This window comes from Streptomyces sp. LZ34, assembly GCF_053890475.1.
The window spans coordinates 10,182,530-10,194,900 of record NZ_CM132680.1; the positions used below are offsets into that span (position 1 = coordinate 10,182,530).

Consider the following 12,371-nt stretch of genomic DNA (forward strand, 5'->3'; position numbering starts at 1 on the left):
GTCGGTCGCGGCGCGGTCGGCAGACACCGATCTGTACCGACCCCGGCGGCGGCACCCATGACTTCGTCACCTGGCTGACTGCTGATCGTGCGCAAGGAGCGAACGCCCGTACTCCGGCGGGCAGTTGCGCTTGACCGGCGTCGACGCCGACGGCATGCGGCTCTCACCGCGTTCGCCGCCAACACCACCCACACCCCGATCGCGGTCATGGAACCGCGTCACCGTCAGCGGGCCCGCGCCTGCCCGAGGACCGCATCCGCGCCTCCGCCGGGACAGCGTGGACCCCCTGCGTCGCAGACCTTCATCCCGTTTCCCTCCGTATTGCAGAAAGAAGCCCATGACTGTCAATATTTCAGAAGTTTCGTCTGCCCCTTCGCTTTTCTCCCCTGTAACCCTCGGGAAGATCGAGCTCGCCAACCGCATCGTCATGGCACCGATGACCCGGGTCCGGGCCGGCTCCTCCGGCATCCCCGGGGACCTGATGGTCGAGTACTACCGGCAGCGGGCGAGCGTCGGGCTGATCATCACCGAGGGCACCTACCCCGACCACGCGTCGCAGGGGTATGTCGGCGAGCCGGGCATCGCCACCGACGAGCAGGCGGCCGGCTGGCAGCGGGTGTTCGAGGCGGTGCACGCCGAGGGCGGCCGCATCGTCCTGCAGATCATGCACGCCGGCCGCGGCACCCACCCCGACATCAACGGCGGCCGCCGCATCCTCGCCCCCAGCGCGATCGCCATCGACGGCAAGACGTTCACCGAGAAGGGCGAGCAGCCCTACCCCGTACCGGAAGCGATGACCACCGCAGAGATCCGGGCAGCCCTGGAGGACTTCGTCACCGCGGCCCGCCGGGCCATCGAGGCGGGAGCGGACGGCGTGGAAATCCACGGTGCCAACGGCTACCTGCTCCAGGAGTTCCTCTCCCCGGCGGCCAACCAGCGCACCGATGGATATGGCGGCTCGCCGCAGAACCGCGCCCGCTTCGTCGTCGAGGTCGTCACGGCGGTCGCCCAGGCCGTCGGTGCCGAGCGGGTCGGGCTGCGGATCTCGCCGGAGGTCGACCTCGGGGACGTCTTCGAGACCGACCGGGACGACGTCCTGGCCACCTACGGCACCCTGATGGACCAACTGCGCCCGCTGGGCCTGGCCTACCTCTCCGTACTGCACACCGAGCCGGGCGGCGACCTTGTACAGGAGCTGCGGCGGCGCTTCGACGGCAAGCTGATCGTCAACAACGGCCCCTTCGGGGGGCAGACCACCCGCGAGCAGGCGCTCCAGCAGATCGAGGCCGACCACGCCGACGCCGTGGTCGTGGGCCGGGCCCTCATCTCCAACCCTGACCTGGTCGAGCGCTGGCAGGGTGGCCACCCGGAGAACGAGCCGCGGCCGGAACTGTTCTACGGGCCGGGCGCGGAAGGCTACACCGACTACCCCTTCCTTGAAGCGGCTTGAGGCCCACGGTCACGCCTGTCCATGCGGCAGCCCCACTCACACATGGACAGGCGCCCGACCGGCGACACTGTGCCCGCCCCTTTGAGCCCGCGGTCACTGCCCGATCCTGTTGCCCATTGTGGTTATGCGGTGAGGGTGTGCTCGAGTCGGGTGAGGTGGCTGGTGCGGGTGCGGTCCAGGGGCCGGTCGTTCCACCAGGCGTTGAGGCGGATCAGGTTGAGTGCGACGGCGGAGTAGATGTGTTCGAGATGGGTCTTCGCCAGGCCTCGGTAGCGAGCGCGGCGTGTGCCGGTGACAGCGGTGGCCTGCCGGATGGTGCCCTCGATGCCGGAACGTAAGGCGTAGTCGGTGTTCCAGTCCTTGGTCTTCTGCTGGGTGCGGGTGTGCCGGAGTGCCTCGGTCATCTGTCTGGGGTGGAGGGAGAGTTGGCGGCGGTTCTTCTTCGCGGTGGTGCACTGGGGTTTGAAGGGGCAGGGGATGCAGTCGAGGGCGGCGAAGGTGACCACGGTTTTGGGGATACCTTCGCTCACGACGGGGTTCCAGGTGGTGCTGGTATGTCCGGCGGGGCAGGTGGCCTTCTCGGCTTCCCGGTCGATGGTGAAGTCGGTGGCGGCGAAGCCTGCCTGGGCTTTGGCCTGGCGGGAGGTGTCCAGCAGGACCGGCGTGATCAGTGCGATTCCGTAGGTCTTCACCGAGCCGTGGATGAGTTCGGCGGTGGCGTAGCCGGAGTCGGGATAGTGCTCATCGGGAAGCAGGCCGCGTTGCTGGAGCGCGTGGTGAATGGCATTGAGTGTCTTGCTGTCCGGCACTGTGGAGTGGGTGGTGGCGATGTTCGTGATCAGGTTCGGGTGTGTGCGTGCCTTCTCGGGAGCGGAGGTGCAGGTTTCGCTGATGTGAAGCTTGTAGCCGTTCCAGAACATGTCGCGTTTGGCGGACCAGCGAGCATCGGTGTCATAAGGCGAGGACAGACGTAGGTGGCCGGGCGGGCGGCCGTCACCGCCCTCATCGGTCTTCTCCCGCCGCTTGACGACCTCGCGGCCGCCTCGGGTGATGGTGCGGGTGTAGTTCTGCAGCAGTACACACCGCAGGACCTGCACCGCGGGCAGCTCGCGCAGCCAGTCCGGGGAGCTGGAGTGGTAGACCGCGTCCAGCAGGGCGAAGCCGTCCCGGGCGAAGTCCGCGGCCAGTTTCTGCTGCTTGGCCTGGGAAGTGGGCAGGCGCCAGCTGTCCACCCGCGGTCCGTACCGCCTGCTCCACGAGGTCACGTCCACCGCTTGGGCGACCCAGTCCGGATCCGCGGAGGTCAGCGCTTCCAGTGCGGCGCGAACCGCTTCCCCGGCCAGTTCCAGCCGGTTCAGGTCCCGTACCGCCGCGATCACGTGGGTGGAGTCCGTGCGCTGCTTGCCTCCTGCGGCCAGCAGGCCTTGTTCGGTCAGCCTGGCCACCAACAAGTCCAGTCCCTTCTCTTCCAGGCCATGGGCGGCAACCCGGGTACGGAACTGGGAGAGGACACTGAAGTCGAAGCCGGGATCCTCCAGGCCCAGTCCGAGCGCGTAGGACCACGAGAGTTTGTCCCGCACCGCCTCGGCAGCCTGCCGGTCGGTCAGGTTCTCGGCCATCTGCAGCACTGTGACCAGTGCCAGGCGGCCCGGTGACCAGCCACGCGGCCCCGTTACCGCGAACGCTTCCGCGAACTCGGCATCCGCGAACAACTCACCGAGCCGATCACGTACCGCGACCGGCAGCGGCACCTGACGGCCGGAGTACTTCGCCCGCACCGCCCGAGCCACCTCCGGCGCCGGCTCCGGCCACGACCGTGGCTCCATCGACACCGGGCCCCTCCCACTCCGTGACCGGGAACGAGAAGGTACCGGCCACCAGACCAGCCTGCCGCAACAATCAACACCCCCACCAGCACAAACAGCAAATGGGCAACAGGATCACTGCCCTTGCCGGAAATCTCATCCGTGCAGGTCACGCTGCACGTCGGTATTCGTGGAGGATGCCGCCGAGGCGATCGTGTCGGCGTATGTTGAGGCGGGCTAACGTGTCGGGATCGTCGATGGGTGGGGGCAATGGGTGTAGTGGTCTGGCGTTCGCGATGCCTTGGTGTGGTCGGTGTCCGTTGTAGAACTGCTCGAACTCGCGTAGGGCGTGGAGGAGGTTTCGCTGGTTCCAGATCAACGTCCGGTCCAGGAGCTCGCGGCGACAGGTCTGTATACACCTTTCCGTGATCGAGTTCATTCTTGGGATCTGGATGCCGCTGAGGACGACGTCGATTCCTGCGTCCTTGAGGACGGCATCGAAGAGGGCGGGGAACTTCCCGTCCCGGTCCCGGATCATGAACCGTGCCCGGCAGCCGAGGTCTTCGAGGTCCATGACCAAGTTCCTCGCCGCTTGCGCTACCCAGGAGGCGATCGGATGTGCGGTGGCGCCCAGGATCCGGATCCGGCGACTGCCGTGTTCGATCACCACGAGCACGTACATCCGAGCCCCCGACAGCGTGACCGTTTCCATGAAGTCGCAGGCCAGCAGGGCATCAGCCTGGGAGCGCAGAAAACTGGCCCAGGTACTGGAGTTCCGCTCGGGCGCAGGATCGATGCCGGCCTCCTTCAGGATTTCCCAGACGGTGGACGCGCCCACCTTCACCCCCAGTACAAGCAGCTCGCCGTGCAGGCGCCGGTGCCCCCAGCTCGGGTTCTCCTTCGCCAGGCGCAGCACCAGGACGCGGATCGAGCGCACCGTGCGCGGCCGTCCCGGGCGCTTGGGCCGGCAGGAGGCGGCGTGGCGGCGTGCGACGAGGTTGCGGTGCCAACGCAGTACCGTGTCGGGGCGTACGAGCAGCCGTGACCTTCGCAGGACGTGCCGTGGCAGCCGGTGCAGCAGCGCCGCCAGGAACGCCCGGTCGCTCGAGGTGAACCGGATCTTCTCCTTGCCGAGTTGGCGTTCCAGGACGGTGATCTGGTGGCGCAGGGCGAGGATCCGCGTCCTTGTCCCGGTCGGTCATCGGCAGCAGGCGAAGCATCGCGAACGCGTTCGACACACCCAAGTAAGCCAGTCGCAGCAGCACGATCGATCATCATGACGTGTTGACGGCAGCTGCGCGAGAGCGCCGGCTCAGACGACCGCGGCCAGATTTCGGGAAACCCGATTCACCGGCCCCTACCAGGGCGGATGAGGTTTCTGGCAAGGGCAGGCCGGGCGGCACCGCATCGCCGTCCTCGCCCTGCCCGGCGTCCCGCCCTTCGAACTCGGCATCCCCTCCCGCGTCTTCGGCAGCGTCCTGGACGCCGGCTCACGCCCGCTGTACGAGGTCACCGTCTGCACCGCCGACGGCGCCCCGGTCCTCAGCGACGCCGGGTTCACCGTGCAGCCCGCGGCCGGTCCCGAGGCCCTGGCCGCCGCGGACACCGTGATCGTCCCGCCCACGCACGCCATGCCCGAGCTGGGCCGCGGCGGCCCGCTGCCGCCCGAGGTCACCGCGGCCATCGCCGGCATCCGGCCCGGCACCCGCCTGGTGTCCATCTGCACCGGCTCCTACGTCCTGGCCGCCGCGGGCCTCCTCGACGGCCGGCCCGCCACCACCCACTGGCACCTCGCCCCCGAGTTCCGCCGCGCCTACCCCCGCGTCAAGGTCGACGAGGAGGTCCTCTTCGTCGACGACGGCGACGTCCTGACCTCCGCGGGCGTCGCCGCCGGCGTCGACCTGTGCCTGCACATGATCCGCCGCGACCACGGCGCCGCCGCCGCCAACCGCGCCGCCCGCATGTGCGTCGTCCCGCCCTGGCGGGACGGCGGCCAGGCCCAGTACATCGACCGCCCGGTGCCCGAACCCACCGTCGCCACCACCACCGCCACCCGCGCCTGGGCCCTGGAACACCTCGGCGAACCCCTCTCCCTGAACCGCCTGGCCGAACACGCCCGGATGAGCCTGCGCTCCTTCACCCGCCGCTTCCGCGACGAGGTCGGCATGACCCCCGTGCAGTGGCTCACCGCGCAACGCCTGTAACTGGCCAAGCAGTTGCTGGAGACCACCGACCTGTCCATCGACCTGGTCGCCCACCGCTGTGGCTTCGGCTCCGCCAACTCCCTGCGCGCCCACATGCGCACCGCCTTCGGTGTCTCACCCGCCTCCTACCGCCGCACCTTCCATACCGACGACCTGGTGGAAGCGGGCGTCTGAGGACACATCAGCGCCGCACATACCCGCTCCGCGGGCCGGCCGGGATCCGCCTGATCATCCGCTGCCGGTGCCCCCTCCAGCGGAGGCCAGCAGCATCATCGCCCGCCGGTAGCGCACCGAACTCGTGCTGCCCCGGCGCACGATCTGCTGCAGCTTCTGCCCCGGTCAGTCTGCGTACACGGACGGGCTCGGCCACCGCGCCTCCAGCGGTCGGATCGGATGTCACCGCACATGCAACCGCCACGACCGCCGACCCGGCGAACCTATGTGGTCACAGCACTAGCTGCAACGCTCAAGGGCCAACGAGAGCACAAAGTCTCAACAACACAGCGTTACGGAAGCAAGATCCGCCAAGTACTGCGCTCGTCCGCCAAGTAAAAATCTCGGTCGCATGTCGACCAGGAGCCGTCGGTCGTGGACAGTCAGCCGGGCATGTGGATGAGACACGAAGACTTCTGTTCTGGTGAGGGATCTGACGGGCTGTCTGGATTCGGAGCGCTGCTGTTGGTTTTCGCTCCCTGGGTTTGCAGTTGCGGCGCAGAGGTGGGGAGCACAGCTATTGCCCGGGGCCGCCGAGCTGGTGGTCGGCGGCCCCGGGCAGTAGGTGAGACCCCTTCGAGGTCATGGCGCCGTAAAGCTCTCTCACGCTCGCCTGAATGGCAGCGCCCCTCATCGCCACGGACTGGGTGCCGTGACGATGAGAGGGCTTGTGCTGACTGCCGCCGTCAGCTGTCCTGGTCGCCGACGGGGATGAAGTTGGCGTACTCCTCAATGCGCTTGATTTGTCCGGTATCGTCGAAGCCGAAGTAGACGGCGGCGTGGACCTCGCCGCGCATGCCGCTTGTGGTGGCGACGTGGACCACGTGCTGTTGGAGGACTTCGCCCGGCTGGGAAAGTTGACGCAGGATGTCGTAGCGCATCGATTCGATGGATTCGATCTGCCCTTCCATCCCGGCGATGTTCTCCTCGATGGACTGCTCGCCCTTGCCGTCGTTGTGCCAGACGGTGGTCGTTTCGGCGCACAGGGCCCGGGCGGCCTTCCATTCGCGGTTCTCCAGTGCGCGGAGGTAGGTGACGGCCTTGTCCTTCAGGTCCTGGCTCATGTGGGTCTTCCTTCGTTACACGTTGATGGGTTCCGGTAGGGGTGGGGCGTATCAGCTCTGGGCAGTGGCGTGGATCAGGGCGCGCTCGCCGACCTCGATGCGCATCGGCAGGTGGTTGCCGGGTGGCGAGAGCGGACAGACGAACACATCCGGGTTCAGGTGGTGGTGCGAGAGCGTGGCCTTGTTGAAGTTGACCGTCACGGTGCTGCCGGGCTCCAGCAGCGGCAACACCAGCCAGCGGCCAATCGTCGGCGTCGATTCGCCGTTGGTCTCGTCGGTGAAGATCACCAGGCGCTGGCCGGGGAAGTCCTGGAGGACGGCCAGGACGTATTCGGTGCCGTCGATGGTCACGGCCAGATCGACGGGGGCCAGAATGGCTTCGGTGCTGCGCGGGCTGGTCAGCCGCGGCACCTCGATGCGGCGCCCTTCGGGAGCTGCTCGGTACTGGCCTTCGAAGACGCAGGCGGGGTTGTAGGGGAAGGTGTCGATGCCAGTGAGTCCGGTGCGCTCGACGCGGCCTTGGTCCATGACGACCAGGCCGTAGGAGCCGTCCGCGCCGCCGGCGAAGCCGACCCGGTTGTCAGGGAATTCCAGGGAGCTGCCGGAGGGGACGGGGCCCGTTCCGTCGACCAGGCTGCCGGCTACCTGCACGCCGTCGGTGGCCTTGGCCGTCACGGTCAGGTCTCCTGCTTCGGTGGTGCGCCATTCGCCGGGGATGCCAGGAAGCGTGTGAGGGCCCGGGTCGGTGATCTTGGCGTTGGCGACGACCTTGGCCTTGCCGTTCGCTCCGGCGACCTCTTCCCACCGGCCCTGGCGCCAAGCTTCGTAGTCGGCGGGGATCTGCGGTGTAGTCATGAATGCTCCCTTTCCTCTCCGCCGCGCTGTGGGGTCGCGGCGATAGCGCTGCGCGGGCGTGCGCAGGCATGGTTGCTCCGCCCAACGAAGCGCATGGCGCTGCGCAGGTGGTGGTTGCGTATGAGGCAAGTAATTGGGTGCTGGGGCTGTCCGGCAGGCAACCGTGGGTTGCGCCGGGTGTCAGGCGCGGCGGGCGGCCCAGACAGTGCGCTCGGTGCGTACGGCGAGATCTTTGCGGCGCAGAATGCTGTTCGGGCTGTTGGTGTCCAGGAGCTCGTCGAGTGCGGCGAGGTCCTCGGGGCTGAGGGCGGGTGCGGCGACACCGCGGATGCGCTGCAGGCTGCCAAAGGCGTAGCGGCCGATCGCTTCGCTGCGCTCACCTTCGATGTTGACGGTGACGGTGCGCTCGTCCTCGACGGTGAAGCCGGCGGCTGTCAGCATCGGGCCCCAGTCGGCGCCGCGGTGCGGAACGTGCTCGGCGTGGAAGCTGTCGGTCGCGGCATGGGCGCGCTCTTCGAGCCCGGGCCGGCTCTCGGGGGCGTGGGCGGGCAGGAAGCGGGGGAAGCCCGCGAGCTCGACGACGGCGAACAGGCCGTCGGGGGCGAGCAGGTCGTGGACGCTCGTGAGGGCGCGGTCGGGGTTGGCCATGTGGTGCATCGAGGCCGAGGCCCACACCAGATCCGGCGTGCCGAGGTCGGGCCAGTGGTTGGTGTCGAGGTCGGCCTGCACGGTCCGTACGCGCTCCTCGACTCCGCGGGCGCATGCCTTCTCGCGCAGGAGCTGGAGGTGCCCGGCCGAGGTGTCGACGGCGGTGACATGGGCGTCGGGGAAGCGTTCGAGGAGCGCGAAGGCGCCCGCGCCGGTGCCGCAGCCCAGGTCCACGATCTGGTGCGGCTCGCTCTTCAGCGGCAGCCAGGCGGTGATGGACGCTATGTGCTCGGCGAGTACCTCGGCGTCCAGGTCGAGGATCTCCGCCTGCCCGCCATCGCTGTGCTCTTGGTGGCCGCTGTGGCGGTGGTCGGGGTGGTGGCCGCCTTCGCCACGGTGGGGGGTGCGCTGGTGCGTTTGGGGCATGGCAACACCGTAAGCCCGTCATGCGCCTGTCGCACGACCGCTTGCGGAATGCGCAAGAAGATGACTTGGTGTGCTGCCCAGCACGCAAGATCGCCCACCGCGCCGGGGGCCCGGCCGACTGTAGCCCGTTATGCGCAGGGGCCCTGGACGCCTTCGCAGCCGGCTTCGGAGGCGTCGGCGCCGGCGTCTTTTTGGTGTCCGCGGCGGGCGTCGCGGTCGAAGATGCCCATGATCTCGCACGGTCCACCTTCGGCGCCGATGGCGTGCGGCATCATGGTGGGGAACTCTGCGGCCTGGTTGGTCTCGATGCGAAAGCGCCGGTGGCCGAGCATGAGGATGGCGGTGCCGGACAGCACGACGAGCCATTCGCGGCCGGGGTGGGCGCGCATGCGGGCCGGGTTGTCGGGCGGAGGGTCGGTCATCCGCTGACGCATCACGCTCATACCGGGGTCGCCCTTTATGGGCCAGCGCATCAGGCCGTGGGTGCCGTCGATCATCGGGCTGATGACGACGTCGTCGGCGGCGTTCTCCACGAGCTGGTCCAAGGTGGTGTCCAGTGCGCGGGCGAGGGTGACGAGCTGGTCCAGGGCGAGGCGGCGCTGACCGTTCTCGATGCGGCTCAGTGAGGACTGGCTGAGGTTGGCGCGGGTGGCCAGCTCCTCCAGTGACCAGCCCTGCGCGACGCGCAGCGCGCGGATCCGTTTGCGTACGAGGCTGTCCAGCTGCCCATCTTCTTGCGTCATGAGCAACATGATATGCCCTTGATGCAAAGCGGGTTTAACGTCGAATTTCAGATGGTCCAGCACGGGGGCCCCACGTACGAAGAAAGGGCGCGACATGTCTGCGCAGACTTCCCGCTACGAGAGCGACACACTGCCTACCGAGACCGTGGATGTAGTGGTGATCGGCGGCGGCGCCGCTGGGCTGAACGGCGCGCTGATGCTGGCCCGCTCCCGCCGCTCGGTCGTCGTGATCGACAGCGGTACCCCTCGCAACGCCCCCGCCGCCGCCATGCACGGTTTCATCGTCCTGGACGGTACCCCGCCCCCCGAGATCCTCAACCGCGGACGCCAGCAGGTACGCGAGTACGGCGGCCGGATCGTCTTCGGGGAAGTGGCAACGGCCGAACCTGCCGCCCCCTCAGCGGACGGCGACCTGCGGTTCACCGTCACCCTCGCCGACGGCCGCACGCTGACGGCGCGTCGGGTGCTGGTGGCCACCGGCCTGCGCGACGTGCTGCCCGAGGTACCCGGCCTGGCCGAGCACTGGGGACGCAGCGTGGTGCACTGCCCCTACTGCCACGGCTGGGAGGTACGCGACGAGTCCATCGGCATCCTCGCCACCGGCCCGGCCTCCGTCCACCACGCCTGGCTGTTCCGCCAGCTGACGGAAGACCTCATCTACTTCACCCGCGGCACCGAGCTGGACGCGGACACCCGCGCCCGCTTCGCCGCCCGCAGCATCCGCATCATCGAGACCAATGTCAAGGAAGTCGTCAACGACGACGGCGGCGCCGTCGCAGGCGTCCGCCTGACCGACGGCACCTTCGTAGAGCGGCGGATTCTGGTTGTGGCCACGCAGATGCAGGCCCGCACCGAGGGCTTGGAGGGTCTCAAGCTGCCGACGGAGGACCTGCCCGACAACATGGGCCGCCGCTTCGCCTCCGCCATGGCCGGCACCACCGAGATCCCGGGCGTGTGGGTGGCCGGCAACGCCACCGACCTCACCGCCCAGGTCGGCGCCTCCGCTGCGGCCGGCGCCCTGGCCGGCTCCCACATCAACGCCCTGCTGGCCGCCGCGGACACCGACGCCGCGCTCGCCGCCGTACAAAAGACCACCGGCTGACACCTAAGCCCCGCTGCTGAAGAACCGCGCGGACCGCCATCCAGCGGTCCGCGCGGTGAGCAAGTACCCATCTCACCAACCTGGCCGACCGGTCCTGTCCCGGCGCTGATTCTGCATGCCCTTTTCGGAAGGAAACCATGAGTACCAATCAGCCTCCTCAGGCGGCGGCCGCGCCGGCCAGCGGCGGGGGTACGCCGGACTCGCGTCAGCTGCGCGCGATCCTGATCACCGTCTCGATCGCGCTGATGGCTGTCATCGCCTCGGTGTCCGGGCTGAACGTCGCCCAGACCCACATGGCCGTCGAGTTCGGCGCCTCGCAGACCACTGTCCTGTGGATCATCAATATCTACACCTTGGCCCTGGCCGCGCTGCTGCTGCCGGTCGGCGCGATCGGTGACCGTCTGGGCCGCAAGCCCATGCTGATCACCGGACTGATCGTCTTCGGTGCCGCCAGCGTCGTCGCCGGCCTGGCCCCGTCGGCCGGGGTCATGATCGCCGCCCGCGTGGCCGCCGGGATCAGCGCCGCGATGATCATGCCGATCACGCTGGCCGTCATCACCTCCACCTTCCCCGAGGAGGAACGAGGCAAGGCGATCGGTGTGTGGACCGGCGTCGCCGGAGGCGGCGGCATCCTGGGCATGTTCCTCTCCGCCCTGCTGGTCGATGTCGCCAACTGGCGCTGGCTGTTCGTACTGCCCGTGGTCCTGGTCGTTATCGCGCTGGCGATGACGCTGAAGTCCGTGCCCAACTCCCGCGAACGCTCCACCCATTCCTTCGACACCATCGGCGCACTGGTCTCCACCATCGCCGTGATCGGTCTCATCTTCGTCCTGATGGAAGGCCCCGAACGCGGCTGGACCGCCCCCATCACCCTGATCAGCCTGGCCGTCGGCGTCATCGCCGCCATCACCTTCGTGGCCTGGGAACTGCACCGCCGCGACGCCTCGCTGCTGGACGTACGCCTCTTCCGCGAGCGCGGCCTGGCCAGCGGCTCCATCACCCTGCTCGTCGTCTTCGGCGTCCAGGCCGGTATCGCCGTCGTGCTCTTCCCATTCTTCCAGGTCGTACTCGGCTGGTCCGGGCTGCTGTCCACCGTGGCGATGATGCCCATGGCCGTCATGACGATGACCTCCGGCCTGGCCCCCAAGATGGCCGCCAAGATCGGCGCCCGCTCCACCATGACCGTGGGCGTCGCCCTGGCCACCCTCGGCTTGGCCCTGATGGCCCTGTTCGTGTCCGTCGACGGCGGCTACCTGTCCATCCTTGCCGGCATGCTCGTCATGGGCATCGGCATGGGTCTGTCGATGACGCCCTCCACCGAAGCCATCACCAGCTCCCTGCCCCGCGCCAAGCAAGGCGTTGCCTCCGCGCTCAACGACGTCACCCGCGAGTTCGGCACCGCCCTGGGCGTCGCCATGCTCGGCACGCTCCTGACCAACGGCTACCGCAGCGCCATCGACAGCAAGCTCGACGGCATCCCCACGGGCGTCGCGGACACCGCCCGCGAAGGCATCGCCAACGCCATCGAGGTCGCACCCAAGACCGACAGCCACGCCCAGGACCTGATCCACGCCGCACAGCAGTCCTTCGTCGACGGCTGGCAGCAGGCCATGTGGATCGGCGCCGCCGTCATGGCCGCACTGCTCGTCTACGTCGCCCTGCGCGGCCCGAAGAACACCGCACCCCTCCAGCCCGACGACGAGGCCGCCCCGGATACCGGGGCCGCGGACAACGTCGCCGCCCGCTGACCTCGCAGGACCTGCCCTGCAGACGGTGTACGGACGCCGTCACGTGGCATCTGGCCGTCGGGCACACCGCGACCTCGAAGTGCGCCCGACGGCCTCGCAGCTCCCGAGCACTA

General features: G+C 68.6%; 8 protein-coding genes and 3 pseudogenes. 4 read left to right on the top strand and 7 right to left on the bottom strand.

All coding sequences use genetic code 11. The features are described from left to right. Positions 1-337: 337 nt before the first annotated feature. Entirely contained in the window at positions 338-1,450 is a 1,113-nt protein-coding gene (locus ACWY4P_RS43545) for an alkene reductase (protein ID WP_358709156.1), read from the top strand. A 122-nt stretch (positions 1,451-1,572) separates the two neighbouring features. Here ACWY4P_RS43545 and ACWY4P_RS43550 read toward each other — a convergent pair whose 3' ends face one another. After that, on the bottom strand, positions 1,573-3,276 hold the full coding sequence (locus tag ACWY4P_RS43550; RefSeq protein WP_456206341.1) for an IS1182 family transposase: 1,704 nt from the start codon (positions 3,274-3,276) through the stop codon (positions 1,573-1,575). Between the two features lie 148 nt (positions 3,277-3,424). Continuing rightward, positions 3,425-4,520, bottom strand: a pseudogene (locus tag ACWY4P_RS43555) (integrase core domain-containing protein). 141 nt (positions 4,521-4,661) lie between these two features. Here ACWY4P_RS43555 and ACWY4P_RS43560 point away from each other — a divergent pair. Further along, positions 4,662-5,633 (top strand): annotated as a pseudogene (locus tag ACWY4P_RS43560) (GlxA family transcriptional regulator). A gap of 72 nt (positions 5,634-5,705) precedes the next feature. Here ACWY4P_RS43560 and ACWY4P_RS43565 read toward each other — a convergent pair. The 5 genes and pseudogenes from ACWY4P_RS43565 to ACWY4P_RS43585 all read right to left on the bottom strand — a co-directional run. Then, a pseudogene (locus ACWY4P_RS43565) lies at positions 5,706-5,829 on the bottom strand (IS630 family transposase); the annotation flags it as partial. A 529-nt stretch (positions 5,830-6,358) separates the two neighbouring features. Continuing rightward, positions 6,359-6,736 (bottom strand): nuclear transport factor 2 family protein, encoded by a 378-nt coding sequence (locus tag ACWY4P_RS43570; RefSeq protein ID WP_358709099.1) that lies wholly within the window; start codon positions 6,734-6,736, stop codon positions 6,359-6,361. Between the two features lie 51 nt (positions 6,737-6,787). Further along, positions 6,788-7,591, bottom strand: a complete 804-nt coding sequence (locus tag ACWY4P_RS43575; RefSeq protein WP_404749021.1) for a DUF1684 domain-containing protein — start codon at positions 7,589-7,591, stop codon at positions 6,788-6,790. A gap of 180 nt (positions 7,592-7,771) precedes the next feature. Continuing rightward, positions 7,772-8,665, bottom strand: coding sequence for a class I SAM-dependent methyltransferase (locus tag ACWY4P_RS43580; protein ID WP_358709102.1), 894 nt, complete (start codon positions 8,663-8,665; stop codon positions 7,772-7,774). 128 nt (positions 8,666-8,793) lie between these two features. Further along, positions 8,794-9,408, bottom strand: a complete 615-nt coding sequence (locus ACWY4P_RS43585) for an XRE family transcriptional regulator (RefSeq protein WP_358709104.1) — start codon at positions 9,406-9,408, stop codon at positions 8,794-8,796. Positions 9,409-9,502: 94 nt separating this feature from the next. Here ACWY4P_RS43585 and ACWY4P_RS43590 point away from each other — a divergent pair, with 94 nt between their 5' ends. Together ACWY4P_RS43590 and ACWY4P_RS43595 are read left to right on the top strand one after the other, a co-directional pair. Beyond that, positions 9,503-10,510: an NAD(P)/FAD-dependent oxidoreductase gene (locus tag ACWY4P_RS43590; protein ID WP_456206342.1), complete on the top strand. Its 1,008-nt coding sequence runs from the start codon at positions 9,503-9,505 to the stop codon at positions 10,508-10,510. 137 nt (positions 10,511-10,647) lie between these two features. Further along, entirely contained in the window at positions 10,648-12,258 is a 1,611-nt protein-coding gene (locus ACWY4P_RS43595; protein WP_358709108.1) for an MFS transporter, read from the top strand. Positions 12,259-12,371 lie beyond the last annotated feature (113 nt).

Bases quoted from the DNA above. Each gene is read 5' to 3' on its own strand.
- ACWY4P_RS43590 (WP_456206342.1), top strand. From the start codon at position 9,503: ATGTCTGCGCAGACTTCCCGCTACGAGAGCGACACACTGCCTACCGAG.
- ACWY4P_RS43585 (WP_358709104.1), bottom strand. From the start codon at position 9,408: ATGACGCAAGAAGATGGGCAGCTGGACAGCCTCGTACGCAAACGGATC.
- ACWY4P_RS43550 (WP_456206341.1), bottom strand. From the start codon at position 3,276: ATGGAGCCACGGTCGTGGCCGGAGCCGGCGCCGGAGGTGGCTCGGGCG.
- ACWY4P_RS43570 (WP_358709099.1), bottom strand. From the start codon at position 6,736: ATGAGCCAGGACCTGAAGGACAAGGCCGTCACCTACCTCCGCGCACTG.
- ACWY4P_RS43575 (WP_404749021.1), bottom strand. From the start codon at position 7,591: ATGACTACACCGCAGATCCCCGCCGACTACGAAGCTTGGCGCCAGGGC.
- ACWY4P_RS43545 (WP_358709156.1), top strand. From the start codon at position 338: ATGACTGTCAATATTTCAGAAGTTTCGTCTGCCCCTTCGCTTTTCTCC.
- ACWY4P_RS43580 (WP_358709102.1), bottom strand. From the start codon at position 8,665: ATGCCCCAAACGCACCAGCGCACCCCCCACCGTGGCGAAGGCGGCCAC.
- ACWY4P_RS43595 (WP_358709108.1), top strand. From the start codon at position 10,648: ATGAGTACCAATCAGCCTCCTCAGGCGGCGGCCGCGCCGGCCAGCGGC.